At 72.9% G+C, this 22,730-nt stretch carries 25 protein-coding genes, 3 tRNA genes and 1 pseudogene; 10 read left to right on the forward strand and 19 right to left on the reverse strand.

Annotated elements, in window-relative coordinates; translation table 11 throughout:
* Positions 1 to 29: 29 nt before the first annotated feature.
* Positions 30 to 428, reverse strand: a complete 399-nt coding sequence (locus tag MicB006_RS01085; protein WP_073826733.1) for a PPOX class F420-dependent oxidoreductase — start codon at positions 426 to 428, stop codon at positions 30 to 32.
* A gap of 53 nt (positions 429 to 481) precedes the next feature.
* On the opposite strand from MicB006_RS01085, the gene MicB006_RS01090 reads away from it, so the two are divergent.
* A complete protein-coding gene (locus tag MicB006_RS01090) occupies positions 482 to 1,261 on the forward strand; it encodes a bifunctional 2-polyprenyl-6-hydroxyphenol methylase/3-demethylubiquinol 3-O-methyltransferase UbiG (protein WP_116503242.1) in 780 nt (259 codons plus the stop codon).
* A gap of 53 nt (positions 1,262 to 1,314) precedes the next feature.
* Here the strand turns inward: MicB006_RS01090 and MicB006_RS01095 are convergent, their stop codons facing one another.
* On the reverse strand, positions 1,315 to 1,602 hold the full coding sequence (locus tag MicB006_RS01095) for a hypothetical protein (RefSeq protein ID WP_043327533.1): 288 nt from the start codon (positions 1,600 to 1,602) through the stop codon (positions 1,315 to 1,317).
* Between the two features lie 162 nt (positions 1,603 to 1,764).
* On the opposite strand from MicB006_RS01095, the gene MicB006_RS01100 reads away from it, so the two are divergent.
* Positions 1,765 to 2,622: a 3-hydroxyacyl-CoA dehydrogenase family protein gene (locus MicB006_RS01100; RefSeq protein ID WP_116503244.1), complete on the forward strand. Its 858-nt coding sequence runs from the start codon at positions 1,765 to 1,767 to the stop codon at positions 2,620 to 2,622.
* Between the two features lie 55 nt (positions 2,623 to 2,677).
* The gene (locus MicB006_RS01105) at positions 2,678 to 3,421 is read left to right on the forward strand and encodes an enoyl-CoA hydratase/isomerase family protein (RefSeq protein WP_116503246.1); all 744 of its coding nucleotides are present in this window, start codon (positions 2,678 to 2,680) and stop codon (positions 3,419 to 3,421) included.
* 60 nt (positions 3,422 to 3,481) lie between these two features.
* Here MicB006_RS01105 and MicB006_RS01110 read toward each other — a convergent pair whose 3' ends face one another.
* On the reverse strand, positions 3,482 to 4,819 hold the full coding sequence (locus MicB006_RS01110) for an ABC transporter substrate-binding protein (protein ID WP_116503248.1): 1,338 nt from the start codon (positions 4,817 to 4,819) through the stop codon (positions 3,482 to 3,484).
* A 166-nt stretch (positions 4,820 to 4,985) separates the two neighbouring features.
* Here MicB006_RS01110 and MicB006_RS01115 point away from each other — a divergent pair, with 166 nt between their 5' ends.
* Together MicB006_RS01115 and MicB006_RS01120 are read left to right on the forward strand one after the other, a co-directional pair.
* The gene (locus MicB006_RS01115) at positions 4,986 to 5,375 is read left to right on the forward strand and encodes a hypothetical protein (protein ID WP_116503250.1); all 390 of its coding nucleotides are present in this window, start codon (positions 4,986 to 4,988) and stop codon (positions 5,373 to 5,375) included.
* 44 nt (positions 5,376 to 5,419) lie between these two features.
* The gene (locus tag MicB006_RS01120; RefSeq protein WP_116503252.1) at positions 5,420 to 6,124 is read left to right on the forward strand and encodes a DUF2786 domain-containing protein; all 705 of its coding nucleotides are present in this window, start codon (positions 5,420 to 5,422) and stop codon (positions 6,122 to 6,124) included.
* Between the two features lie 25 nt (positions 6,125 to 6,149).
* On the opposite strand, the gene MicB006_RS01125 is transcribed toward MicB006_RS01120, so the two are convergent.
* Positions 6,150 to 6,662 (reverse strand): SRPBCC family protein, encoded by a 513-nt coding sequence (locus MicB006_RS01125; protein WP_073826715.1) that lies wholly within the window; start codon positions 6,660 to 6,662, stop codon positions 6,150 to 6,152.
* A 220-nt stretch (positions 6,663 to 6,882) separates the two neighbouring features.
* Between MicB006_RS01125 and MicB006_RS01130 the strand changes: the two genes are divergently transcribed.
* Entirely contained in the window at positions 6,883 to 7,731 is an 849-nt protein-coding gene (locus MicB006_RS01130; protein ID WP_116503254.1) for a hypothetical protein, read from the forward strand.
* Between the two features lie 109 nt (positions 7,732 to 7,840).
* Here MicB006_RS01130 and MicB006_RS01135 read toward each other — a convergent pair.
* The 3 genes and pseudogenes from MicB006_RS01135 to MicB006_RS01145 form a co-directional block, all read right to left on the reverse strand.
* Positions 7,841 to 8,245, reverse strand: a pseudogene (locus MicB006_RS01135) (arsenate reductase ArsC).
* Positions 8,242 to 8,979 carry an MIP/aquaporin family protein gene (locus MicB006_RS01140; protein ID WP_116503256.1) on the reverse strand — a complete coding sequence of 246 codons (738 nt, stop codon included), beginning with the start codon at positions 8,977 to 8,979 and terminating at the stop codon, positions 8,242 to 8,244. The pseudogene MicB006_RS01135 and the gene MicB006_RS01140 overlap by 4 nt, the downstream one beginning before the upstream one ends.
* Positions 8,976 to 9,335: a metalloregulator ArsR/SmtB family transcription factor gene (locus tag MicB006_RS01145; protein WP_116503258.1), complete on the reverse strand. Its 360-nt coding sequence runs from the start codon at positions 9,333 to 9,335 to the stop codon at positions 8,976 to 8,978. The genes MicB006_RS01140 and MicB006_RS01145 overlap by 4 nt, the downstream gene beginning before the upstream one ends.
* 76 nt (positions 9,336 to 9,411) lie before the next feature.
* On the opposite strand from MicB006_RS01145, the gene MicB006_RS01150 reads away from it, so the two are divergent.
* A complete protein-coding gene (locus MicB006_RS01150; RefSeq protein WP_116503260.1) occupies positions 9,412 to 9,849 on the forward strand; it encodes an ArsI/CadI family heavy metal resistance metalloenzyme in 438 nt (145 codons plus the stop codon).
* Positions 9,850 to 9,940: 91 nt separating this feature from the next.
* On the opposite strand, the gene MicB006_RS01155 is transcribed toward MicB006_RS01150, so the two are convergent.
* From MicB006_RS01155 to MicB006_RS01165, 3 genes are all read right to left on the reverse strand, one after another.
* On the reverse strand, positions 9,941 to 10,900 hold the full coding sequence (locus MicB006_RS01155) for a hypothetical protein (protein WP_225980600.1): 960 nt from the start codon (positions 10,898 to 10,900) through the stop codon (positions 9,941 to 9,943).
* A 158-nt stretch (positions 10,901 to 11,058) separates the two neighbouring features.
* Complete coding sequence (locus MicB006_RS01160; RefSeq protein WP_116503264.1) at positions 11,059 to 11,469, reverse strand: RidA family protein; 411 nt, start codon at positions 11,467 to 11,469, stop codon at positions 11,059 to 11,061.
* Entirely contained in the window at positions 11,469 to 12,293 is an 825-nt protein-coding gene (locus MicB006_RS01165) for an NAD(P)-dependent oxidoreductase (protein ID WP_225980601.1), read from the reverse strand. Before MicB006_RS01165 ends, MicB006_RS01160 begins: the two co-directional genes overlap by 1 nt.
* A 79-nt stretch (positions 12,294 to 12,372) precedes the next feature.
* Here MicB006_RS01165 and MicB006_RS01170 point away from each other — a divergent pair, with 79 nt between their 5' ends.
* Positions 12,373 to 13,269 carry a LysR family transcriptional regulator gene (locus MicB006_RS01170; protein WP_116503268.1) on the forward strand — a complete coding sequence of 299 codons (897 nt, stop codon included), beginning with the start codon at positions 12,373 to 12,375 and terminating at the stop codon, positions 13,267 to 13,269.
* A 109-nt stretch (positions 13,270 to 13,378) separates the two neighbouring features.
* Here MicB006_RS01170 and MicB006_RS01175 read toward each other — a convergent pair.
* The 8 genes from MicB006_RS01175 to MicB006_RS01210 all read right to left on the reverse strand — a co-directional run bounded on the left by MicB006_RS01175 (position 13,379) and on the right by MicB006_RS01210 (position 18,904).
* Positions 13,379 to 13,452: transfer RNA gene (locus MicB006_RS01175), tRNA-Phe, on the reverse strand.
* A gap of 76 nt (positions 13,453 to 13,528) precedes the next feature.
* Positions 13,529 to 13,602, reverse strand: a tRNA-Asp gene (locus MicB006_RS01180).
* 33 nt (positions 13,603 to 13,635) lie between these two features.
* Positions 13,636 to 13,708: transfer RNA gene (locus MicB006_RS01185), tRNA-Glu, on the reverse strand.
* A 143-nt stretch (positions 13,709 to 13,851) separates the two neighbouring features.
* Positions 13,852 to 14,637, reverse strand: coding sequence for a polysaccharide deacetylase family protein (locus tag MicB006_RS01190; RefSeq protein WP_116503270.1), 786 nt, complete (start codon positions 14,635 to 14,637; stop codon positions 13,852 to 13,854).
* A gap of 74 nt (positions 14,638 to 14,711) precedes the next feature.
* Positions 14,712 to 15,659: a MerR family transcriptional regulator gene (locus MicB006_RS01195; RefSeq protein WP_116503272.1), complete on the reverse strand. Its 948-nt coding sequence runs from the start codon at positions 15,657 to 15,659 to the stop codon at positions 14,712 to 14,714.
* Complete coding sequence (gene idi, locus MicB006_RS01200; RefSeq protein WP_116503274.1) at positions 15,649 to 16,242, reverse strand: isopentenyl-diphosphate Delta-isomerase; 594 nt, start codon at positions 16,240 to 16,242, stop codon at positions 15,649 to 15,651. Before idi ends, MicB006_RS01195 begins: the two co-directional genes overlap by 11 nt.
* Positions 16,239 to 17,720 carry a phytoene desaturase family protein gene (crtI, locus tag MicB006_RS01205; RefSeq protein ID WP_192900248.1) on the reverse strand — a complete coding sequence of 494 codons (1,482 nt, stop codon included), beginning with the start codon at positions 17,718 to 17,720 and terminating at the stop codon, positions 16,239 to 16,241. Before crtI ends, idi begins: the two co-directional genes overlap by 4 nt.
* Positions 17,721 to 17,749: 29 nt before the next feature.
* Positions 17,750 to 18,904, reverse strand: a complete 1,155-nt coding sequence (locus MicB006_RS01210) for a polyprenyl synthetase family protein (RefSeq protein WP_073826693.1) — start codon at positions 18,902 to 18,904, stop codon at positions 17,750 to 17,752.
* 64 nt (positions 18,905 to 18,968) lie between these two features.
* Between MicB006_RS01210 and MicB006_RS01215 the strand changes: the two genes are divergently transcribed.
* Both MicB006_RS01215 and MicB006_RS01220 read left to right on the forward strand, forming a co-directional pair.
* Positions 18,969 to 19,895: a phytoene/squalene synthase family protein gene (locus MicB006_RS01215; protein WP_116503277.1), complete on the forward strand. Its 927-nt coding sequence runs from the start codon at positions 18,969 to 18,971 to the stop codon at positions 19,893 to 19,895.
* Positions 19,892 to 21,214 carry a deoxyribodipyrimidine photo-lyase gene (locus tag MicB006_RS01220; RefSeq protein ID WP_116503279.1) on the forward strand — a complete coding sequence of 441 codons (1,323 nt, stop codon included), beginning with the start codon at positions 19,892 to 19,894 and terminating at the stop codon, positions 21,212 to 21,214. The genes MicB006_RS01215 and MicB006_RS01220 overlap by 4 nt, the downstream gene beginning before the upstream one ends.
* 352 nt (positions 21,215 to 21,566) lie before the next feature.
* Here the strand turns inward: MicB006_RS01220 and MicB006_RS01225 are convergent, their stop codons facing one another.
* Positions 21,567 to 22,667 carry a serine hydrolase gene (locus MicB006_RS01225; protein ID WP_116511057.1) on the reverse strand — a complete coding sequence of 367 codons (1,101 nt, stop codon included), beginning with the start codon at positions 22,665 to 22,667 and terminating at the stop codon, positions 21,567 to 21,569.
* Between the last annotated feature and the right edge of the window lie 63 nt (positions 22,668 to 22,730).

The raw sequence follows: 22,730 nt of genomic DNA on the forward strand, positions 1-22,730 counted from the left end.
CGCGGCGCCGCCCTTAATCGTGTCCGGGCTCAATCGTGTCCGGGGGCCGCGCCGTCCAGCACGATCCGCAACCCCACAGTGCCCCCCTCGCCCCGGCGCAGCCGGCTGCCCAGCAGGCTCAGCCGCCCGATCAGCCGGTACTTCTGCTTGAGCAGGCCCCGCACCCGCCGGGTGCTCTCCGGACCGGCGATCGTCGCGTGCCCCGGCACCGCCTCGCCGTGCGGCCGCCCGCGTACGTCGCAGGGCGCCACCGTGACCCGGCCGTCGCGCCGGATCCGCTTCACCTTGCCGGAGTCGGACACCGTCCACACCGCCAGCGAGTCGCCGTCGCGTACCGCCCACACCGGTGTCGCCACCGCCCGGCCGTCCTTGCGGAACGTGGTGAGCAGGACGTACTTCTCCGCCGCCAGGCGGTCCAGGTCGGTCACGCCGCCCAGGATACGGCGGCGACAGCCCGGCCGAGCACGGATAGCGTGCTCACATGACCGGGGAACCCCAGATCGGCGACGTGTTCGGCGAGATGATCCGCGACGCGTACGCGGTCGCCACCGGGATCGGACCCCGGCCGATGGCCGGTGGACGCCTGCCCCGCCCGGTCATCGAGATCATCGAACGGGACGACGGGCTGATCAACGGCGCGCCCGCCGGGCACTACCTGGACCCGCCGCAGCTGTGGCAGCCGCACGACCACCGGGCCGTGGACCGGGTACGCGGGCACGTGCTCGACGTCGGCGTCGGCGCCGGACGGATCGCGCTGGAACTCCAGGAGCGCGGCGTGCCGGTCACCGGCCTGGACACCTCGCTGGGCGCGCTGCGGGTCAGCCGACACCGGGGCGTACGCGACCTCGTCCACGGCACCGTCGACGAGCACGCCGCCGACGGACCGCGCTATGACACGTTCCTGCTGCTCGGCAACAACCTCGGGCTGTTCGAGGGGCGGGAACGTGCCCCGGCGATGCTGGCCGCGCTCGCCGCCCTGGCGCGCCCCGGCGCCCGGGTGATCGCCCACGGCACCGACCCGTACGGCACCACCGACCCGGCGCACACCGGCTACCACGAGCGCAACCGGCAACGGGGCAGGCTGGGCGGGCAACTGCGGCTGCGGCTGCGCTACCGGCTGCTCGGCACCGGGTGGTTCGACTACCTGGTCTGCTCGCCCGAGGAGTTCGCCGAGCTGGTCCACGGCTCACCGTGGCGACTGGCCGACGTGGACGACACCGACCACCCGTACTACCTCGCCACCCTGGAGCTGCGGCGTTAGGAAGGGCCCCTTTCAAGCGCCTACGCGTTAACAAGGGGCCCTTCCTTACATGCTCAGACCTGGACGGTGGGGGTGGTCTGCTCCGGGGGCAGGCCGCCGTCGCCGTCGACCACCTCGTCCGGCGTGCCGTCCTCGTCGATGTCCACCATGGTGATGTCCACCTTGCCGTCACCGTCGGTGTCGAACTGGAACAGGTCGGCCTTGCCGTCGCCGTCGGTGTCCACCACCCACACGTCGGTCTTGCCGTCGTTGTTGGTGTCCGCGCGGAGCAGGTCCACCCGCTCGTCGCCGCGGGTCTCGACCGTCTCGGTGTTCTCCGCGCTCTCCGGTGCCTGGCTCATCTCGTTCCTTCCTTCGGCGTTGACGGCCGTCCTTACCCCGTCCGCTCCGCCCCCACTCATCCCGGCGGCCCGGCCCTGCATAGGGTCGCATGCAGGAACGAGCGAGCGGACGGGCCCGGCGGCGGAGACCCCGCGCGCCCCCGCCGCGGCGAGGGGACATCGATGAGTGGTCGTTTTGTGGTCGTCGGGGCCGGCACCATGGGCCTCGGCATCGCGTACGTGGCGGCCGGCGCCGGGTACGCGGTCGAACTGGTCGAGGTCGACCCCGCCCGGGGCGCCGAGGCCGTCCGCCGGCTCGGCGAGCTGTGGGACCGGGGCGTGCAGCGCGGCAAGCTGACCGAGGAGGCGGCCACCGCCAACCGCGAGCGCGTCACGCTGCGGGCCGGGCTGGCCGAGGTGGCCGAGGGCGCCGACGTCATCGTGGAGGCGGTGCCCGAGCGGCTCGACCTGAAGCGTGCCGTGCTGCGCGAGGCGGAGAGCCGCCGGCCGGTGCTGCTGGGCAGCAACACCTCCAGCATCGCCATCGCCGAACTGGCCGCCGGGCTGGACCGCCCGGCGGACTTCGTCGGGCTGCACTTCTTCAACCCGGTCTGGGCGATGGCGCTGCTGGAGGTGGTGGTCGGCCCGGCCACCGCGCCGCAGACCACCGAGGCGGCCGTCGCGCTCGCCGGCCGGCTGGGCAAGGACCCCGTCGTCGTACGCGACATGCCCGGCTTCGCCACCTCCCGGCTCGGCGTCACGCTCGGCCTGGAGGCGATCCGGATGGTGGCCGACGAGGTGGCGAGCCCGGCCGACATCGACAAGGCGATGGTGCTCGGCTACCGGCATCCGATCGGCCCGCTGGAGCTGACCGACCTGGTCGGGCTGGACGTGCGGCTCGACATCGCGCGGACGCTCCAGGCCGCGTACGGGGACCGCTTCGCGCCGCCGCCGCTGCTGGTCGAGATGGTGGCCGACGGGAAGCTGGGCAAGAAGTCCGGGCAGGGTTTCTACACGTGGAAGGACGGCGTACGGCAGTGAGCGCGAGGAGTGAGCTTGCGAGCCCCGCAGTCGCGAACGAAAGGCTGGCACAGCAGTGACCGGGCTGCGGATCGAGGAGCTGCCGGACCGGCTGGTGGTCACGCTGGACCGGCCGGAGAAACGCAACGCGATCGACGCGGACCTGGTTGCCGAGCTGCACGCGGTCTGCGCCGACCTGGAGGCGCGCCCCCGGCTGCTGCTGCTCACCGGCGGCGCGGCGGGGATCTTCGCCGGGGGCGCGGACATCGCCCAGCTCAAGGAACGCGGCCGGCTCGACGCGCTGGCCGCCATCAACCAGGGCGTCTTCGCCCGCATCCGGGCGCTCCCGATGCCCACTGTGGCCGCCGTCGACGGGCCGGCGCTGGGCGGCGGCGCCGAACTCGCGTACGCCTGCGATCTGCGGGTGTGCACGGAGCGCGCGGTTTTCGGTCAGCCCGAGGTGCGGCTGGGCATCCTGGCCGGCGCGGGCGCGACCTACCGGCTGCCGGCGCTGATCGGTGAGGCCCGCGCCAAGGAGTTGCTGTTCACCGGCCGGCGGGTGGACGCCGCGGAGGCGCTGCGGATCGGGCTGGTGAACCGGGTGGTGGCCGACCCGGAGGAGCTGCTGCCCACCGCGCACGGCCTGCTCGACGAGATGGCAAAGGGCTCCGCGCTGGCCCTGCGGCTGACCAAGCTGGCGGTGGACGCCCCGGCGGCCGCGCACCCGCAGCTCGACCTGCTCAGCCAGGCGGTGCTCTTCGAGGACGAGGAGAAGCACCGGCGGATGACCGAGTTCCTGGACCGGCGCAAGGCGCGCTGAGCCGGATACGACGCGAGGGCCACGCCGGTGTTCCGGCGCGGCCCTCGTCGTCGGCGCTTCTCAGCGTCTGATCTGGACTCCGGCGTCCGCCAGCGCCGGGATCGCCGGCGCGGACTCGGCGAAGCCGATGAGCAGCAGCGCCTCCGGCCCGTACGCCTTGATCTCCTGGGCGATGCCGGAGAAGTCGACGGGGGTCTTCGGGTCCTCCGGCGGCTCGTAGGTCAGCAGCTTGACCCGGTCCGCGCCGATGCCGGCCTTCTCCAGCTCCGAGCGGACGTTCTCCTGGAGGCCCTCGCCGTAGGAGTCCTTACGGGCCAGGATCGCGATCTTGCGCGGCCCGTCCCGGAGCATCACGTCGGCCAGCGCGCGACCCTGGAGGCTGTCCGGCGGGGCGGTACGGAAGTAGAGGCCCTTGTCGTCCACCTCGCTCAGCCCCGCGTCGGTGTTCGACGGCGAGAACAGGATCCGCCCGGCGGCCACCACGTCCGGCAGCACCGCCCGGGAGATGCCGGATCCGCCCGCGCCGATGATGACCTGGACGCCCTCCTGGACGTGCGAGGCGACGGTGGCCTTGGCGACCGCCGGGTTGGTGCCGTCGTCGCCCTCGATCCACCTCACCGGCTCGCCGAGCACACCACCGGCGGCGTTGACCTCGCGGAGCGCGAGCGCGGCGCCGGCGGCCAGCGGCGGGTACGCCAGCGCCAGGTCACCGGTCTTCGGCAGGAGGCCGCCGAGGACCAGCGGCGCGTCCTTCGCCTTCCCGTCGCGCAGCTTGCGACCACGCGGCGGCGTCTTGCTGCTCGCCCCGGACTCCTCACCGGCGCCGACGAACTCGGTCTTGCTGTCGTCGATCTTCTGGTTGTCGAAGTGCATGGTGCCGTAGCTCGCGGTGGCCGGCTCGCCGTTGTCGGTGAACCCGGCACGGGTGAGCGACACGCCCCGGTACTCGATGTCCTGACCGGCGCGGGCGAGCTGAAGGCAGGCCGCCACGTCGTCACAGCGTTCGCCGCCGGTGGTCACCCCGACGATCTGCTTGGCGATCTCGGCCGGCGCGGTGGTGCCGGCGAGCTGGGCGGCCAGCGCGCTGATCACGACCGCGTCGTAGGACTCGGCGGAGTAGAGGAAGTCACCCAGCTTCGCGTCTACGGCGAGTAGTCGTTCCTTGAAGCTCTCGGGCAGCGGAGTGAGGGGCGTGGTGCCCTTCATCCCGTTCACCAGATCCGCCCGATCCTTCAGCTCGGCTGGGTATGAGTTGAGCATGTTGCCGTCGGTGCCGTAGAGGCGCACCTGGGTGGCGGGCGCTTCTTCCGGCTCGTCGCTCCCGCAGGCGCTCGTGGCGAGCAGGAGCACCGCGCAGGCCATGGACAGGGCCGCGCGCGACGTGCGTGTTCTCAGCATGGTCGTCCTTCCTCCGGCGAAGGTCCGCTGCGCACCTTAGCGTGCCCACGCGGTAGGCGGGACTGTGGAGTCGGCTCCGTCGGCACCCCGACTGCGGGTATCACGCTGCGTGTTCATCGAGCGATTTCCGGGTCACGGCTTGACCCCCGGCGCTACTGTTCCGCGGGTGAACGACGGAGCACAGCAGACGCTGGACGACGCGACCGCCGTGCTCCGTTCCGCCCTCGCCGGGGACGGCGCCGGGGTGGTGGGCACGTTCGACGCGGTGGTGGACCGCTCCGGCCTGGCCGGGGCGTACGGGGTGGCCTGGTGCCTGGCCGCCACCATGCTCGGCGACGACGCGCCGGCCGGCGGGGCCGCCCTCGACTTCCCCGGCATCGACCAGGCCGACTACGACACCCGCTGGGTGGCCCGTTTCGTCAGCGCGTGCGCCAACGACGACGCCGACACCGGCGAGGCGCTGTTCGGCGCGGCGGCCGCCGACGGGCTGCTGCCGGACTGCCTGCTGACCCTCGCCGGCTCGACCATCGCCACGCTGCGCAGCCGGTCCGACTGAGCCCGCCACGCCGCGACGCGCCCCGGCTGTGATAGCTCTGGGTCATGTCCGAGGCGATGCTCAGCAAGGTGCGCAAGCTGCTCGCCCAGGCCGAGGCCCCGGCCTGCACGCCCGCCGAGTCGGCCGCGTTCATGGCCAAGGCCACCGAGCTGATCGCCCGTTACGGCGTCGACCGGGCGCTGCTCGCCGCGCGTGACCCGGCCGTCGACCCGGTCGGCGACCGGACGGTCGAGGTGGTCGCGCCGTACGCCCGGGACAAGGCCGGACTGCTGGCGGCCGTCGCCGAACCGTTGCGCTGCCGCTGCGTACGTCGACGGCAGGGCAACGGCTTCGCCATGCACCTGTTCGGCTTCGCCAGCGACCTGGAACGCGTCGAGCTGCTGTTCACCTCGCTGCTGGTGCAGGCCGCGCACGGACTGGTGGGGGCCGCCGTGCCGGACGGGGAGCACCCGGCCGCGTTCCGGCGTACCTGGCTGGCCGGCTTCGCGTACGTCGTCGCGGAACGACTGCGCGCAGCGGAGAACAAGGCGGTGGCGGAGTCGGGCGGTCCCTCGACGGCCCTGGTGCTCGCCGACCGCTCCGACCGGGTCCAGCGCCGGGTCGCCGAGGCGTACCCCAGGTTGCGCACCGCACCGCGACGGCGCCTCGCGGGCGGTGGTTTCGGACCGGGCGCGGCCGCCGGCCGCCGCGCCGACCTCGGCGGCACCGGCGTGGCCGGCGCCGGAGCGACCCCGGGCATCGCCGGCTGATCCGGACCCATCCGACGGGTACGGGTCAGGTGGTGCGGGCGACTGTCGCCAGGTAGCGGCAGAGCAACTCGTGCCAGCCGGCCGTGAGCGCCTCGCGGTAGCCCTCGGCCGCGGTGCCGTGCCGGTCGAAGTAGCGGTGCTCGACGTCCACCCGGGTCAGCTCCGGGCCCTCGGGGTGGAACAGGACCTCCACCTCGCTGGCGCCGGCCGGGTCCGGCACCGGCACCCGGTCCGGGCCGATCTGCCAGGTGAAGACCAGACGCCGGGGCGGATCCCAGGTCAGCACGCGGCCCCAGTCGTTGCGGAAGCCGTAGGGACCGATCTCGTAGAGCATGCCGCCGGCCCGGGGTTCGATGCCGAGCGCGGCGAGCGCCTGCGGGCCGGACCAGGTGTACTCGCGTACCCACCAGTCGGCGAGCGATCCGGTGAACACGGCGTATGCCCGCTCGGCGGACGCCGGGACGAACAGGTTGCTGCGGAGGGAGAAGCGGTCGGATTCCTGCCGGACCTCATCCGGATCGGCCATCTCCTGTCCCATAGGTCCGGACCATACCGGCTCATGTCTCGGTGCGCAGCTTCCGTTTCGCGCGCTTCCGGACACCGGGAATGCCGGTCCATGACAGCGCTGAGTGGTGGGTCAGGCGCGCTGCGCAAGGCTCAGCGGCGCTTCCGGGAGGTCAGGGCGGGCGTACGAGAGGGATGCCGTGCCGGAAAGCGGGTAAGCGCCGCCGACCGGACCGACTGGGAGAGCGGGGAGCATGACCGACAGCCGAGCCACCGAACCCGTGCCGGACCCCGGCTACGAGCCGCCCACCTCGCCGGCCGATCCCGAGTCGGAGCCGGACGTCCTGCTCGACGTCCCGGAGCTGACCGTCGACGAGATCCGGCTCACGGTGGACGGCCTCGACGCCGACCTGTCGTTGCGAGCCCGGCTGGCCAACCTGCTCCAACTCGACGCCGGAGTGCGGGTGCACCTGGAGGGCGTCGAGCTGGACATCACCGGGGTGAGCGCCGAGGCGCTGCTCAAGGTGCGGCTGGAGAAGCTCGTGCAGATCCTGGACCGGGCGCTGACCACCATCGACCGCAACCCGCAGCTCATCGACGCGCTGGCCCGCTCGGCCGGCGTCGCCCTGGACGACGTGCACCGGCTCGCCGCGCCGGTGGTGGACCAGGCCGGGCGTACCGTGGCCGCGGCCGGCGAGGTGGTCGAGCGCACCGGTCCGGCGGTGGTCGATCGGGCGGCGCCGCCGGCCGGCGAGGTGGTCGATCGGGCGGGTCCCGCTGTGTCCGGCCCGATCGAGGCACCCGAACCGCCCCAGCGCCCGGCCCGGACGGAGTCGCCACCGGCGGCCGGTGGCGGGCGGGAGAGCAAGGCGGAGTCCGAGCGCGCTGCCGGTTCGGGGCCGGGCGCCGGCGCGGGCTCGTCGGCCGATCGTCCCGGCGAGAAGAGCCGCGGTTCGGAGCGAACCGGCCAGCCGACGAGCGCCGCCGCCGAGGCGGCGCAGCTGGCGGGACAGGCCGGACAGGCGCTCCGGCAGGCAGGCCGAAGCGTCTGGGAGGCGATCCAGGGCAGCCCCACCCAGAACCGCCGCCCTCCGAAAACCTGACCCGTCCGGACCGACCGCGGTGGCGGCCCGCTGGTGGCGGCGGAGCAGCTCCTGGAGGGCGGCGATCTCGGAGTGCAGGGCCTGACGGGAGACCGGGACCGGTGTGCCTTCAGTCGCGGTCGAGGTCGGCGAGCAGGGCCTCGACCTGGGCCCGGATCTCGTCGCGTACGCCTCGCACCACGTCCAAGGGCTGGCCGGCGGGGTCGGTGAGCTTCCAGTCCTCGTACCGTTTCCCGGGGAAGACCGGGCAGGCGTCGCCGCAGCCCATGGTGACGATGACGTCGCTGGCCTGCGCGGCGTCCCAGGTGAGGCGGGCGGGGGTCTAACCGGTGAGGTCGATGCCGACCTCGCGCATGGCCTCGGCCGCGACCGGGTTGATCCGGTCGGCGGGCTCGCTTCCGGCGGAGCGGACCTCGACGGCGTCACCGGCGAGGTGGCGCAGCCAGGCGGCGGCCATCTGGGAGCGGCCGGCGTTGTGCACGCAGACGAACAGGACGCTTGGCTTGTCGCTCATCGAGCTTCGGTCTCCCGGGTGAGGTGCGGTACGACCACGTCGCCCGCGGTGTCGGCGGCGTGCGGGTACCAGAGGGCGAGGGCGGCGACGGCGAGCACGCCGCCGGCCAGTTGGGCGGCGAGGAAGCCGGGCACCGAGCCGGGCGCGATGCCGGCGAACGTGTCGGTGACGGCCCGGCCGACGGTGACGGCGGGGTTCGCGAACGAGGTCGACGAGGTGAACCAGTAGGCCGCGCCGATCCAGGCGCCGACGGCGGCCGGCGCGGCGGCGGTACGGCCGGACCGGGCGAGCGCGAAGACGAGGACCACCAGACCGGCGGTGGCGACCACCTCGGCCAGCAGGAGGTGGCTTCCGCCGCGTACGGTGCGGGACCAGGTCGCGGCCGGCAGGCCGAACATCAGGTGGGCGAGGACGGCTCCGGTGATCGCGCCACCGACCTGCGCCACGGCGTACGCGACGAGGTCCGGCCCGGTGAGGCCGGTGCCGGCGCGGCGGCCGAGCCACCAGTCGACGGCGGAGACCACCGGGTTGAGGTGTGCGCCGGACACCGGACCGAAGATCAGGATGAGCGCGCCCAGCGCCAGCGCGGTGGCGATCGCGTTCTCCAGCAGTTGCAGCCCGACGTCGGACGGGGAGAGCCGGGTGGCCGCGATGCCGGAGCCGACCACGGCGGTAACCAGCAGCGCCGTGCCGGCGAACTCCGCCGAGGCGCGCCGGGGCAGGGCGAGCGTCACGAGTCGTGGGCGGGGATCTGGAGTAGCGCGCCGAGTTGGCGGAACACGTCGGGGCGTACCCGGTACCAGACCCAGGTGCCGCGCCGCTCGGAGTCGACCAGCCCGGCCTCGCGCAGCACCTTGAGGTGGTGCGAGATGGTCGGTCCGGACAGGTCGAAGGCTGGGGTCAGGTCGCAGACGCAGATCTCCGGCACCGAGGCGATCATCGACATCAGGCGCAGCCGGATGGGGTCGCCGAGCGCCTTGAACATCGGCGCCACCACTGCCGCCTGGTCCGGCTCCATGGGGCGTACGGACATCGGCGGGCAGCAGGCGACCGCGTCGAGGTCCACGATCGGCAGCGCTTGTTTCGACATTCCTCTAGGTTGACAGACTTCAAAACAGGAGGCAAGGTTGGCCCTGCTTCGACATTCATCTAGGCAGGGAGTTCACATGTCCCGCGTCCAGCTCGCCCTGCGCGTGTCCGACCTCGAAGGCTCCGTCGCCTTCTACAGCAAGCTGTTCGGCGTCGAGCCGGCCAAGCGCCGCCCCGGCTACGCCAACTTCGCGGTGGAGAACCCGCCGCTGAAGCTCGTACTCCTCGAAGGTGAGCCCGGCCTGCCGACGGTGATGGACCACCTCGGGGTCGAGGTGGCCACCACCGACGAGGTGAACGCCGCGACCAACCGGCTCACCGAGTCCGGCCTGATCACGCTGGAGGAGAACGACACCGAGTGCTGCTACGCGCTCCAGGACAAGGTCTGGGTACGCGGCCCCGGCGACGAGCCGTGGGAGGTCTACACGGTCAAGGCCGACTCACCGCAGCTGGAGAAGGTGACCGAGAGCGCCTGCTGCGCCTCGGACGCCGCCGAGCAGCCCGCCGCCGTCTGAGCCGGACACCGCGAGATCCTCACCGGCGGACGCGCCGGTGAGGATCTCTGTCGTCGTTGAGCCACCTCAGCATGCCCACCGCGCACGTCGACTATCGCGCTTTGGCGAACTTCAGCCGTGCGAACGCCTCGACGTAGACGAACCGCTTGCCGTCCGGAGAGAAGCTCGGGTGGTACGCGCGGGCGCCGTTGGCGATCCTCGTCTTCTTCCCGCTGCCGACGTCGACCGACCACACCCCGCCCACGTGATCCGACGCGACAGCGGCGATCACCGACCGGCCGTCCGGCGACACCGCCAGGTTGGCGAGGCCAGGCAGCTCCGTGAGGAACCTGGCTGTGGCCGATCCGACGTCCCACTCGGTCAGGTGCCAGGTGAGGTCGTTCGGACTCACCTCGGGCGGCAGCGGCAACCTGCCGAGGGAGTCGGGTGCGGTGATGAAGAACAGCCGCTCACCCAGCGCCGCGGGCGACCGCGCCAGCACCGTCGACCCGCAATCCGTGTCACCGCCGCTGGGGTTGAAGGTCGCCCCGCCCACCGTCACCGGAGAGCCGAACTCGTACGCCTTCCCGTCGGCGAGTAGCTGGATTCCTCCCGGACCGCACTTCCGGGGCGCCTCGACATATCCGCCGCGGCCACCGTTCACGAGTGCGGCGTCGACGAGGAAGCGCGTCGACGCCAGAGGCTCGAACGTCTTGTCGGCGGGCGAGTAGCTGAGCAGCTCGGTTCCGTCCCAGCCGCATTCGAGGGCCACCCCGAGGTCGCCGTCGGGGCCCGCGAACAGGAAGCTGAACAGGCCCGCTTCGCAGGTGGACACCGCTGGCGCGCGCGTGAGAACGGGTTCCTCGGCGCTCCCATCGGGTCGCTGCCGCCACACCTCAGCCACTCCCGAACTCGAGGTCGAGGTCACCTCCCGCAGGTAGTAGACCCAGCCGTCGGCGGCCCAGACCGGATGGAACAGGGAGACCCGGTCCAGGAGTCCCGAGACCCGGCCACACCCGCCGAGCAGGATCACCGCCAGTACGAGGACCGGCGCCAGAGCCGTACGCAGCACCCGCACACGCGACCCTTCCGCCTCATCCCGTCCGTCACTCAGCGGGCTCACCGTAGGCACCGCCGTTGCCGGGGTGCGTACCGTACACCCGCCAGGTACTCCGGCGTGGCGGCCTGTGCCGGCCGTGGCTCCTGCCCGTCGGCCAGGAAGCGCAACCCCTAGCGGGACCGGACCACGGCCGTGACCTCGACCTCGAGCACAGCGCCCGGCAGGAACAGCTTGCTGATCTCGACAGTCGTGCTCGCCGGCGGCGGTGTACCCGTGAAGACCCGGCGCCGGACTGCCGCGTACGCCGGCAGGTCAGCCAGGTCCGTCATGAACGTGCGGATGTGCAGCACGTCGTCGAAGCACGCGCCGTGCGCCGCGAGCACGCCGTCCACGATCTCGAAGATCCGTTCGGCCTGGGCGCCGGGTTCTCCGGGGGCTACCACCTTGCCGTCGTCGTCGACGGCGACCTGTCCGGCGAGCATCAGCAGCGCGCCGCCGCCGACATCGATCCGGGCGACGTGCGCGAAGCGGTCGCCGAACGGGGCCGCGACGGATGCGGGGTTGTCCAGGGTGAGGCGCATCAGCGTCCCTTCAGGAAGTCGGCTGAGACGAGGGAGGAGAGATCCGCGTCCTGGTCCGGCGCGGCCTGCATCAGGTCGAGGGCGGCCTCCAGCACGGGAGCCGGCACCGGGCGGCGCAGCGCCAGCCGCGCATCCTTCGCCGCCATCGCGACTGCGAACGAGGCGCCCGGCGCTGTGACCCGTCCGACCGCGCCGGCAAGGGCCCCACGGCCGAGGACGTCGAGGGCGGTCTGCCTGTCGACACCGAGCGCCGCGGCGACAGCCAGCGCGTCGTGCAGTGCGGCGACAGCCGTCACCAGGCCCGTGTTCGCGACGAGCTTGACGGCGGCGCCTGCGCCGATCGGACCGCAGTGACGGACCGAGCCGAGTTGTTCCAGCACCGGAGCCGCCCTCTCCACGGCGTCGGCAGGGCCGCCCGCGAAGATCACCAGCGTGCCGGCGTGGGCGGCGTTGACGCTGCCGCCGACGGGGGCGTCGAGGAGTGAGACGCCCGCCGGCAGCCGGCCGGCCACTGCTCGGACTTCGTCCGGCCCGATCGTCGACATCTGCACCACGACCGTCCCGGGTCGGAGCGCTGTGGCAGCGCCGTCCGGCCCGAACAGCACCGTCTCGACCGCGGCGGCGTCGGCGAGCATCACGACGACGACGTCGGCTCCGTCGACCGCGGCGGACGGGCTCGCGGCCACCGTCGCGCCGACCGCGGCGAGCGGCTCCGAACGCTCCGGGCTGCGGTTCCACACTCTGACCCGGTTGCCACCGGCCAGGAGGCGGCGCGCGATCGGCGTACCCATGTGTCCTGTCCCGAGGACCGCGATGATCTTCACGCCGTAACGCTAGGCCGGTGAAAGCAATGCGGCCAACGAATGTCTCGCATGTCTGCCATGCGCGAATACCATGCCTGCCATGGAGACTCAGCTGCTGGCGGTGTTCCGCACCGTCGCGCGGCACGGCTCGATCACCACCGCTGCCCGCGCCCTCCGCTTCACCCAGTCGGCTGTCTCCCGGCAGATCGCCGCGCTCGAGGCCGACATCGGCGCTCGGCTCTTCGACCGGCTGCCCCGTGGCGTAGCCCTCACCGAGGAGGGACGAGAGCTGCTCCCACACGCCGAGGCGGTCCTCGACCGGCTCGCCGCGGTCCGGCGTGACCTTGAGGACCTGCGCGGGCTCGGCCGAGGGCGGCTGCGTGTGGGCGCCTTCCCGACCGCTGTCGCGGCCCTCGTACCCCGAGCGATGGCGTCGTTCCGCTCGGCCTACCCGGAGATCTCGCTGTCGCTGGTCGAGGGTGTGACGCCGCGGCTGCTGGAGCGCCTGCTCGCGGAGGAGGCGGATGTGGCAGTGGTCAGCACCTCTCCCACGGGTGAGTTGGACCGCGAACGATTCGACCTGCGACATCTGCTCGACGAGCGGCTCCTGGTCGCGGTCGCGCGTGACCACCGGCTCGCGCGCCGCCGCTCGGTGCGCCTGGCGGAGCTCGCCCAGGACGCGTTCGTCGTGGGCTCGGCCACCGCGGAGAACACCCTGCTCCGCGCAAGCCTGCCCAGCGGTTTCTCGCCACGTATCGACATCGTCGCGGCCGAGTGGACCGGCAAGCTGGGATGCGTTGCCGCCGGCCTGGGGGTGGCTCTGGTTCCGGCCCTGGCGGTACGCGGAACCCCGCCGGACATCGCCCTGCTACGCCTGCATCCGGACGACGAGTCGGTACGGCAGATATTCGCGGCGACCGTGCGGGGCAGGACGCCGTCGCCGGCAGTCATGCATTTTCTTGAGCATCTGCGGGCGGAGGCGGCCCACCTGGGCTGACCACCTTACGTCACCCATGCCCGGACGACAGACGGCCTGCCGGGGGAAAGCAGAACGCCGACCTGCGTATCCGCTGGTCGGCGTTCCTGTAGCCCGGCGAAAGGCTATGTGGCCAGGGGCGGGGTCGAACCGCCGACCTTCCGATTTTCAGTCGGACGCTCGTACCAACTGAGCTACCTGGCCGTGGTGCTCGGCACATGCTACCGCACGAGCCGATACGCAGAACGCCGCGCATTGAGCTGCGCGGCGTCAGCGCTTGCGGTCCTGACGGGACTTGAACCCGCGACCTCCGCCTTGACAGGGCGGCGAGCACTCCAACTGCTCCACAGGACCTGGCTGGTGTTGCATCCGGCGCGAGCCGGACCGTGCCCCCAACGGGATTCGAACCCGTGCTACCGCCTTGAAAGGGCGGCGTCCTGGGCCGCTAGACGATGAGGGCGGCCCCGCCATCATTGCACACTCGCAACTTCAAGCGGACTTGCTCCCATCCGGCCCCGCCGGAGGCAGGAGAAGCATATGTCATGCCTGCACGGACGGCCAAACCGGTATGGGCACGGCTGCGGAGCCGGGTAAAACCGCAGGTCAACGGAGGTGTGCGATCCCGTACCGCCGTTTCAGGTCCGGGATCAGGTGCCGGCACGCGGCCATCGTCTGGGCCCGGTCACCGCCCGCGTCGTGCATCAGCACGACCGAGCCGTGCCGGGTGGCGCCTGTCACACGCTTGATGATCGTCTTCGCCGGTGGGTGGTCCCAGTCCTGCGGGTCCACGCTCCAGTGCAGCGGGCGCAGGCCCATCTGCCGGGCCACCACGATCTCCTCGGCGGTCCACCGGCCGCCGGGCTGGCGGAACCAGGTGATCGGCGCCTTGGGCGCGGCAGCGCGGATGGCGTCGTTGGTCCGCTCCAGGTCGGCCCGGATCTCGGCGGCCGACCGCCGGCCGAGGTTCACGTCGTGGTGCCAGCTGTGGTTGCAGAGCTGGTGACCCTCGCGGACGATCCGGGCCACCAGCTCCGGGTAGCGCTTGGCCTGCTGGCCGACCACGCAGAACGTGGCGGTGACCCGGGCCGCCCGGAGCTGGGCCAGGATCTGCGGGGTGTAGCGGGGGTCCGGCCCGTCGTCGAAGGTGAGCGCCACTCCGCTGCTCCCGCTGGCCCGATGCAGGCCCGCCGGGAGCTTCTTGGGCACCGGGCGCAGCTTCGGCTTCCTGGGGGTGGGGGTGGGGGTCGGTGAAGGCTCCGTCGCGGGCGACGGCGACGCCGGGACCGACGGCGAGGCCGCCGCCTGTTCGGGTGACTTGCCGGCGTCGCCGCAGGCGGTGACGAGGAGCACCAGGCCCAGGGCGAGCGCCGGCAGGGCGCGTGGACGCATTCGTCGCTCCCGGAGGGGTCGGGGTCAGACGGACTTTCCGACCGTAGTGGACGCGCCCCGGAGCGGAAAGGCCGTCAGCCCGTGGTCGACTGGTCCAGCGAGTCCCGAACCGCCACGGCGAGTGAGAGCGCCTCGGCCAGATCCACCGGCCGGACCACCCCGGCCGGCAGCGAGTCGGCCCGCCAGCCGGGCCCGGCGGCGAGCACCAGCAGCGGCCTGCGCGGGACCGTCAGCAGCGCGGTGAGCTGGCACGGGTCGGCGGTCGAGCGGGTGTGCGACCAGAGGACCACGGCGGCCGGCCCGGTCCGGTTGACCGCCTCCACGAGGGCGGGCACCGGCACCCGGGCGCCGAGCATGCGACAGCTCACCCCGGCCTCCGCGAGCGCGGCGGCGAGCGCCTCCAACGGCAGCGAGTGCTGTTCCTCGTCGGCGCAGGAGAGCAGGATCCGGGGCGGGCCGCCGTTCGGGTGGGCCCGGATCACCGTGGCGAACGCCACCGAGACGCACCGGGACATCAGGTGTTCCACCTCGATCAGGCCGGCGGTGGCGGCGTGCCGTTCCCCGATGCCGGTGAGCACCGGCCGGAGCAGCCCCTCCCAGGTCGCCACCACCCCGTCGGCGGCGAGCGCGTCGGCGATGGTCCGCGCGATGGTCACCGAGTCCAGGCGCATCGCGGCGCGGGCCAGCCCTCGTGCGGCGGGCCCGGCCCGGCCGACCGGGATGGTCGTGCCGCCGCCGTCGCGTACCGCCGAGGTTCGTGCCTTGAGCGCGAGCCGGTCCGGAGGCAGCACGGCCGGGGCCTGCCGGGCCCAGCGGGCCGCCTCGGCGGGCGCCACCCCCTCCGCGGTCAGCCGGCGCATGATCTCCAGGCGGGCGAGGTCGGCGGGCGTGTAGCGCCGGTGGTGGCCCGGCACATGCTCGCTGGGACCGAGGCCGTAGCGCTGGTGCCAGGTGCGCAGCGTGGTGACCGCCACACCGAGTCGGCGTGCCACGGCCCCCGCGCTCAGCGCCTCATCGGCCACCCGACCGCTCCGGTGCCTCGGAGGCTGCGACGCCCGGCCGGGCCGGGCCCGCCGCAGGCAGCAGCCGGTTGACCACGCCGCCCAGCCACGGGGCGTACGCCCGGGGGTCGGCGTCCAGGTCGGCCACCACCGCGCCGGGGTCGGCCCACCGCAGGTCGGCCACCTCGTCCGGATCGGGCCGCGTCACCAGGTCCGCGGGTACGTCGGCGCGCAGCACGTGGTCGTACTCGAACTCGACGCGGCCGGTGGCCGGGTCCTCGGCGTAGTAGATGTAGACGCCCACCTCGGTGAGCGCGACCGGGCCGAGGCCCAGTTCCTCGGCGAGCCGCCGGTTGGCGGCCTCGGTCAGCGACTGGCCCGGCAGCGGGTGCCCGCAGCAGGAGTTCGCCCAGCGCAGCGGGAAGCGCGTCTTCACCGCGGCCCGCTGCTGCAACAGCACCCACCCCTGCGGGTCGACCAGGAGCACCGAGAAGGCCCGGTGCAGCCGGCCGGGTGGCTGGTGGGCGGTCGCCACGGTGGTCTCGCCGAGCACCTGCCCGTCGTCGCCGACCAGCTCGACGAGGTGTTCCTCCCGCTCGCTCATGCCGTCGCCCCGGTGATCCGGGCGGCGGCGAGCTTGCCGCTGATCAGCACCATCGGTACCCCCACGCCCGGCTGCGTGCCGGAGCCGACGAAGACCACGTTGTCCAGCTTCCGGTGCAGGTTGGAGGGGCGGAACGGGCCGGTCTGGAAGAGGCTGTGCGCGGCGGCGAACGGCGTCCCGGCGGCCATGCCCTGTGCCGCCCAGTCGGCGGGGGTGACGGCCTCCATCACCTCGATGCCGTCGCCGAAACCGACGTAGCCGCGCTCCTCGAGCGTGCCCACCAGCTGTTCGGCGTACCGCTGCGTGAGGTCGCCCGTCCAGTCGAACGGCGCCCGCTCCAGGTTCGGCACCGGCGCCAGCACGTAGTAGGTGTGCTTCCCGGCCGGCGCCACCGACGGGTCGGTGCGGCTCGGGTTCGTCACCAGCAGTGACGGGTCGGTCATCAGCTCGCCTCGGCGGATCACCTCGTCGAACGTGCCCTTCCAGGACCGCCCGAAGTGAATGTTGTGGTGGGCGATCTTGCCATAGCCCTGCGTCGAACCGATGTGCAGCACCACGCAGGACGGCGAGTAGGTGAGCTTGCGCTGCCGGCTGGGCGGCAGCAGGTCCTCGTAGGCGACCGGCAGGTCCGGGTTGAGCACCACCGTGTCGGCGGGGACGAAGTCGCCGTCCGCGGTGATCACGCCGGTGGCGCGGCCGTTGGCGGTCTCCACCCGGGTCACCGTGGTGCCGTACCGGAACTGCACGCCGTGCTTCTCCGCCGCGCCGGCCATGCCGCGCGAGACCGCGTGGATGCCGCCGCGCGGGAAGCACACCCCGGCCACCGAGTCGAGGTACGCGATGACCGTGTAGATCGCCAGCGCGTCGTGCGGCGACAGGCCCGCGTACATGGCCTGGAAGGAGAAGATCCGCTGGGTACGCGGGTCGCGGAAGAACTGGTTGATCTTCGTCTGGAGTCGCCGGAAGGCGCCGTTGGCGAACAGCTTCAACAGGTTGCCGGTGAGCAGGTCGGTCGGCGCGTCGAGGTTGCGCTCGATGAAGTCGGCCCGTTCCCACTGCCACAGGTTGCGGGCGTAGTCGACGAAACGCAGGTAGCCGTCGGCCTCCCGGGGGCCGCAGACGCGGGCGATCTCGGCGGCCATCCGGGTGGTGTCGGTGATGACGTCGAGCGTCGACCCGTCCGGGTAGTAGGCGCGGTACGCCGGGTCGAGCGGGCTCAGGTCGAGCCAGTCGGTCAGCTCCTCGCCCACCGCGCCGAGCGCCTCGGCGATCAGGTCGGGCATGGTGAGGACGGTCGGGCCGGTGTCGAACTCGTACCCGTCGACGCTGAGCCGCCCGGCGCGCCCGCCGGGCACCGGCTCGCGTTCCAGCACCGTCACCTGCCGGCCACTGCCGGCCAGGTGCAGCGCGCAGGCCAACCCACCCAACCCGGCCCCGACCACTACCACCCGGTCGGTCCGTCCCTTGACGGTACGCATTCCGGCCCCCTTGCTCACGAAGTTGCTCATCATGCCCGCCGCGCGGTGGCGGCGGTGGCGAGACCCGTCAGCGCGGTGCGCGCGGTCTCATCGATCGGTGCGGTGCCGAGCGCGGCGAGCGCCTCGGTGACCCGGTCGGCGATCATCCGCTCCACCCGGGCCGTGGCCCCGGTGTCGCGGACCACGTCGGCCAGCCGGTCCACCTCGCGTGCCGTGGTGACCGAGCCGGCCCGGTCCAGCACCCGGCGCTGCGCCGGGTCGGCGAGCTGCCGAGCCAGCATGAGCAGCGCGGTCGGCTTGCCGGTACGCAGGTCGTCCCCGGCCGGTTTGCCGGTGGTCTCCGGGTCGCCGTAGACGCCGAGGAGGTCGTCGCGGAGCTGGAACGCCTCGCCGACGGCCAGCCCGTACCGGGTGTACGCGGCGATGAGCGGGTCGTCCGCGTCGGTGCCGGCCAGGCAGGCGCCGAAGAGCAGCGGCCGCTGGACGGTGTAGCTGGCGGTCTTGTACCGGGCCACCCGCAGCGCCCGGTCGACAGTCCAGTTCCCCGCGTCGTTCTCGCCGAGCACGTCCAGGAACTGCCCGGCGACCGTCTCCACGCGCATCTGGTCGTAGCAGCGGCGCACGTCGAGCAGCCGCTCGGCGGGGACCGCCGCGTGGCTCATGAGCCGGTCGGCCCACACCATGCAGAGGTCGCCGATGAGGACGGCGACTGCTTCGCCGTACCGGTCGGGGTCGCCCGAGTGCCCGGCGGCCCGGTGCCGGGCAGCGGCGGCCCGGTGCGCGGTCGGCAGTCCGCGCCGGGTGTCGGAGGCGTCCATCACGTCGTCGTGCACGAGCGCGAACGTGTGCAGCAGTTCGAGGGCGGACAGGGCCGGGAGCACCGAACACATCGGTTCCTCCCCGCCGACCGCACCCCGCCATCCCCAGTACGCGAACGTGGGGCGGACCCGCTTGCCGCCGGCCAGCACGCAGTCGCGCGCGGTCGCGGCGAAAGCACCCATCGCTGCGTCGATCTCGGTGAGCGAGTCGACTTCCGCGGCCAGGAACGCCACCAGCGTCTCATCGACCCCTTTGATCAGGTCCTTCGTGAACGCGGCCAGTACGCCGCGGACCGGATCGTCCGTCGCCCCGGGCTGAGCCGGCGCGACGCGGAGCGCATTACCCGCAACTGCGTCGTTGGCCATGTGGGCGAGCGTACCCTAGGGTTACGAGTTGCGTCGATTGATGCGTCGAAACTGAGGAGGGCCGATGGACGTGGATCTGGCCGCCGCCTATGACCGTTGCCGCGAGCTGCACCGGCGTCACGGCCGTACCTACTATCTCGCCACCCGGCTGCTCCCCGCCTGGAAACGGCGGCATGTGCACGCCTTGTACGGGTTCACTCGCTACGCGGACGAGATCGTCGACCGCACCGAGGACCTGCCGCCCGCCGAGCGCGCGGCCCGGCTGCGCGAGTGGTCGGATCGATTCGTGGCCGGGCTGCACGGCGCGTCGGTCGACGACCCGCTGCTCCCCGCCGTGCTGCACACCATCGCCGTGTTCGACCTCGACCGGGACGACTTCGCGTCGTTCCTGCGCAGCATGGCGATGGACCTGACGGTCATGTCGTACCCGACCTACGACGACCTGCTCGACTACATGGAGGGCTCGGCGGCCGTCATCGGCACCATGATGCTGCCGATCCTGGGCAGCTCCGATCCGGCCGCCGCCCGGGAGCCCGCCCGCCAGCTCGGCTTCGCGTTCCAGCTCACCAACTTCATCCGGGACGTCGCCGAGGACCTCGACCGGGGCCGGACCTACCTGCCCGACGAGGATCTGGCCAAGTTCGACGTCACCCGCGCCGACCTGGTCGCGGCCAAGGACGCCGGTCGCACCACGCCGCGCATCCGTGAGCTGATCGAGTACGAGGTGACCCGCGCGCAGGCCCACTACCTCGCCGCCGCGCCGGGCATCCCGCTGCTCAACCCCGCCTCGCAGGCGTGCATGCGCACCGCGTACGCGCTCTACGGCGGCATCCTGGACGAGGTCGCCGCGCAGGACTACGACGTCTTCGTCCGCCGGGCCCTGGTGCCGCAGCGGCGCCGGATGGCGGTGGCCGCGCGGGCGCTGCTCACCCCGGCCGGCACGCCGGTGCGGGTGCCCGGCCCGGCGCTGGAACCGGCCCTGGCCGGATGACCGGCCGGACGGCGGTCGTGCTGTTCACCCGCGACCTGCGGGTGCACGACCACCCGGCACTGGCCGCCGCCTGCTCCGCGTTCGAGCGGGTGGTGCCGCTCTACGTGCTAGACCCGGCGTTGCAGAAGCTCTCGGCGAACCGCACCCGGTTCCTGCACCAGAGCCTGGCCGACCTGCGCGAGGCGCTGCGCGCGCTCGGCGGCGACCTGGTGGTGCGGCGCGGCGACCCGGTGACCGAGACGGTCGAGCTGGCCCGGAAGGTGGGTGCCGAGGGCGTCGGGCTCTCCGCCGACGTCAGCCGCTACGCCCGCCGCCGGGAACGTCGCCTGCGCGCCGAGTGCGACCGGCACCGCATGTTCCTGCGGCTGTTCCCCGGCCTGACGATCGTCGAGCCGGGAGCGCTGCGACCCAGCGGCGGCGATCACTATCGCGTGTTCAGCCCCTACTTCCGCGCGTGGCAGGGCGTGCGCCCGCGGGACGAACTCGCCGCGCCGAAGCGGGTCCGGCTGCCCGACGGCGTCGACCCGGGTCGTCTGCCCGACCCGCCGAAGGGCGACAGCCCGGCCGCCGCCGCGGGCGGGGAGAGCGTCGCCCGCCGCCGGCTCACCGCCTGGCTGCCCACCCTCGACCGGTACGACGACATCCACGACGACATGGCCGGTGACGAGACCTCCCGGCTCAGCCCGTACCTGCGCTTCGGCTGCGTATCGCCGCTGACCGTGGCGAACCGGGCCGGTGACCGGGACGGGCCGTTCGTCCGGCAGCTCTGCTGGCGCGACTTCTACCACCAGGTCGTCGCCGGTTTCCCCGACCTGTCCACTACTGCCTACCGGCGCGGCGCCCGGGAGGACTGGCGGTACGACGAGCACGCGCTCGACGCCTGGACCGAGGGACGGACCGGCATGCCGATCGTCGACGCCGGCATGCGTCAGATGCGCGCCGAGGGCTGGATGCACAACCGGGCCCGCCTGATCACCGCCGGCTACCTGACCAAGCACCTCGGGCTGGACTGGCGGCCCGGCCTGGAGGTGTTCTTCCGGTGGCTGCTCGACGGCGACCGGGTCAACAACTCGGGCAACTGGCAGTGGGTGGCCGGCACCGGCAACGACACCCGGCCGTACCGCGGCTTCAACCCGGTACGGCAGGCCGAGCGTTACGACCCCGACGGCGCGTACGTGCGGCGGTGGGTTCCGGAGTTGGAGTCGGTGGCGGGCAAGGCGGTGCACCAGCCGTGGCGGCTGCCCGACGGGGTGCGCCGCACGCTCGACTACCCGCCGCCGCTGGAGGTGCCGGGCACCGACCCGGTCTGGCTCCGCTGACGCCCTTCGTCGCCCGTCGCCCGTCGCCCGAGCGTCCTCACGAGCATCAACGTCGCTGGCGCAGAGCCCACGCGGATCGCGAGGCCACTGCTCTCATAGTTACTGCAAGTGACTGCGGCTCTCGCCCGTAGCATCCACCTCCGGTCGACTTTGCTCTGCAGCCATATCCGCACCCGTTGCGGAAAGTGACCGCGCGCGCCCCTCGCGGTTTTCGGACCTATTGTGAATGCCCTGCTCAACGCGGTGCTGCGCCATTGGCTGCAGAGCAAAGTCGAAAACGGAAGACCAAGTGGTCCCGCCGGCCGAATGCGCTGCGTGACGAGGCACTGGAATCACAGAAAGTGACTCACGGTCAGAGGCAGGAGTGCAGCGCCTCGACCAGCTCCTCCACCCGATCGTGGTCGGCCAGCCGGGCGGTCGCGTACGCGAAGGTGTAGCCCCGCTCCGGGTCGGCCCAGGCGCTGCTGCCGCCGATTCCGCCCATGCCCCAGCTGCCGTCCGGCTCCCACTGCATGCCGAGCGTCCAGTCCACCGGCCGGTCCAGCAGCAGGTCCGGTCCGCTGTACTGCACCCGCGTCGCCTCGGCGACCAGCTCCGGGCTGAACAGGCGTACCCCGTCCAGCGTGCCGCCGGCGAGCAGGCCCGCGTACAGGCGGGCGAGCCCGGCGGCGGTGGCGTGCAGGTTCACCGCCGGGATCTCGGCGGCCCGCCACAGGTCGCTGTTCACCATCGCGACATCAGTCCCGCCGGGCGGGTTGCCCAGCGCCCGCGCCCGCAGCGAGCCCGGCTCGTCGCGCATCCGGTCCGGCCAGGCCGGATCGGCGTACGACAGGTCGGCGCACCGCCGCCGGTCCGCCGCGTCCAGCCCGAAGACCAGGTCCAGGCGCCACGGACCGGCGATCTCCTCGGCCAGGAACCGGCCCACCGGCCGCACGTCCACCCGGCGGACCAACTCGCCCACCAGATGCCCGTACGTCCAGGCGTGCTCGCCCGCGACGGTGCCCGGCGTCCACTCCGGGTCGGCCGCCGCCAGGTCGGCGCAGAGCAGGTCCCAGTCGGCGATCGCCGCGGCGGGCCGGGGCACCGGGAAGGCGGGCAGCCCGGCCGTGTGGGCGAGCACCTGCCGCACGGTGGCCGGGGTGCGGAACCCCGGCCAGTACGTCGACACCGGCGCGTCAAGGTCGACGCGGCCCCTGTCGACGAGCAGCAGCAGGCAGAGCGCCACCACCGGCTTGCCGGTCGAGTAGACGTCCACGAGCGTGTCCGGCCGCCACGCGCGGTCTGCCCCGGAAGCCGGTACGACCGCGCCGGGCGGGACCGTCGCCGCCGTGCCGCCCACCAGGTCGATCACCGGTACGCCGTCGCGCCACACCGCCAGCGACGCGCCCGTCTCCCGGCCGGTGGCGAACAGGTCGTGGAAGCAGTCCCGGACCGGGGTGAAGCGCGTGTGCATGCGGGCCACGGTAGGCGGTCGCGTCGGTTACCGGCGCGGGAATTCAGGCCCGGCGCGGTGGCC

Source organism: Micromonospora sp. B006, assembly GCF_003408515.1.
Classification (GTDB): domain Bacteria; phylum Actinomycetota; class Actinomycetes; order Mycobacteriales; family Micromonosporaceae; genus Micromonospora; species Micromonospora echinospora_A.

Excerpts from the sequence above, each read along its gene's own strand:
- MicB006_RS01090 (WP_116503242.1), top strand. The coding sequence starts at position 482 with ATGACCGGGGAACCCCAGATCGGCGACGTGTTCGGCGAGATGATCCGC.
- MicB006_RS01095 (WP_043327533.1), bottom strand. The coding sequence starts at position 1,602 with ATGAGCCAGGCACCGGAGAGCGCGGAGAACACCGAGACGGTCGAGACC.
- MicB006_RS01100 (WP_116503244.1), top strand. The coding sequence starts at position 1,765 with ATGAGTGGTCGTTTTGTGGTCGTCGGGGCCGGCACCATGGGCCTCGGC.
- MicB006_RS01110 (WP_116503248.1), bottom strand. The coding sequence starts at position 4,819 with ATGCTGAGAACACGCACGTCGCGCGCGGCCCTGTCCATGGCCTGCGCG.
- MicB006_RS01120 (WP_116503252.1), top strand. The coding sequence starts at position 5,420 with ATGTCCGAGGCGATGCTCAGCAAGGTGCGCAAGCTGCTCGCCCAGGCC.
- MicB006_RS01125 (WP_073826715.1), bottom strand. The coding sequence starts at position 6,662 with ATGGGACAGGAGATGGCCGATCCGGATGAGGTCCGGCAGGAATCCGAC.
- MicB006_RS01130 (WP_116503254.1), top strand. The coding sequence starts at position 6,883 with ATGACCGACAGCCGAGCCACCGAACCCGTGCCGGACCCCGGCTACGAG.
- MicB006_RS01145 (WP_116503258.1), bottom strand. The coding sequence starts at position 9,335 with ATGTCGAAACAAGCGCTGCCGATCGTGGACCTCGACGCGGTCGCCTGC.
- MicB006_RS01150 (WP_116503260.1), top strand. The coding sequence starts at position 9,412 with ATGTCCCGCGTCCAGCTCGCCCTGCGCGTGTCCGACCTCGAAGGCTCC.
- MicB006_RS01160 (WP_116503264.1), bottom strand. The coding sequence starts at position 11,469 with ATGCGCCTCACCCTGGACAACCCCGCATCCGTCGCGGCCCCGTTCGGC.
- MicB006_RS01170 (WP_116503268.1), top strand. The coding sequence starts at position 12,373 with ATGGAGACTCAGCTGCTGGCGGTGTTCCGCACCGTCGCGCGGCACGGC.
- MicB006_RS01190 (WP_116503270.1), bottom strand. The coding sequence starts at position 14,637 with ATGCGTCCACGCGCCCTGCCGGCGCTCGCCCTGGGCCTGGTGCTCCTC.
- idi (WP_116503274.1), bottom strand. The coding sequence starts at position 16,242 with ATGAGCGAGCGGGAGGAACACCTCGTCGAGCTGGTCGGCGACGACGGG.
- crtI (WP_192900248.1), bottom strand. The coding sequence starts at position 17,720 with ATGCGTACCGTCAAGGGACGGACCGACCGGGTGGTAGTGGTCGGGGCC.
- MicB006_RS01210 (WP_073826693.1), bottom strand. The coding sequence starts at position 18,904 with ATGGCCAACGACGCAGTTGCGGGTAATGCGCTCCGCGTCGCGCCGGCT.
- MicB006_RS01215 (WP_116503277.1), top strand. The coding sequence starts at position 18,969 with ATGGACGTGGATCTGGCCGCCGCCTATGACCGTTGCCGCGAGCTGCAC.
- MicB006_RS01220 (WP_116503279.1), top strand. The coding sequence starts at position 19,892 with ATGACCGGCCGGACGGCGGTCGTGCTGTTCACCCGCGACCTGCGGGTG.
- MicB006_RS01225 (WP_116511057.1), bottom strand. The coding sequence starts at position 22,667 with ATGCACACGCGCTTCACCCCGGTCCGGGACTGCTTCCACGACCTGTTC.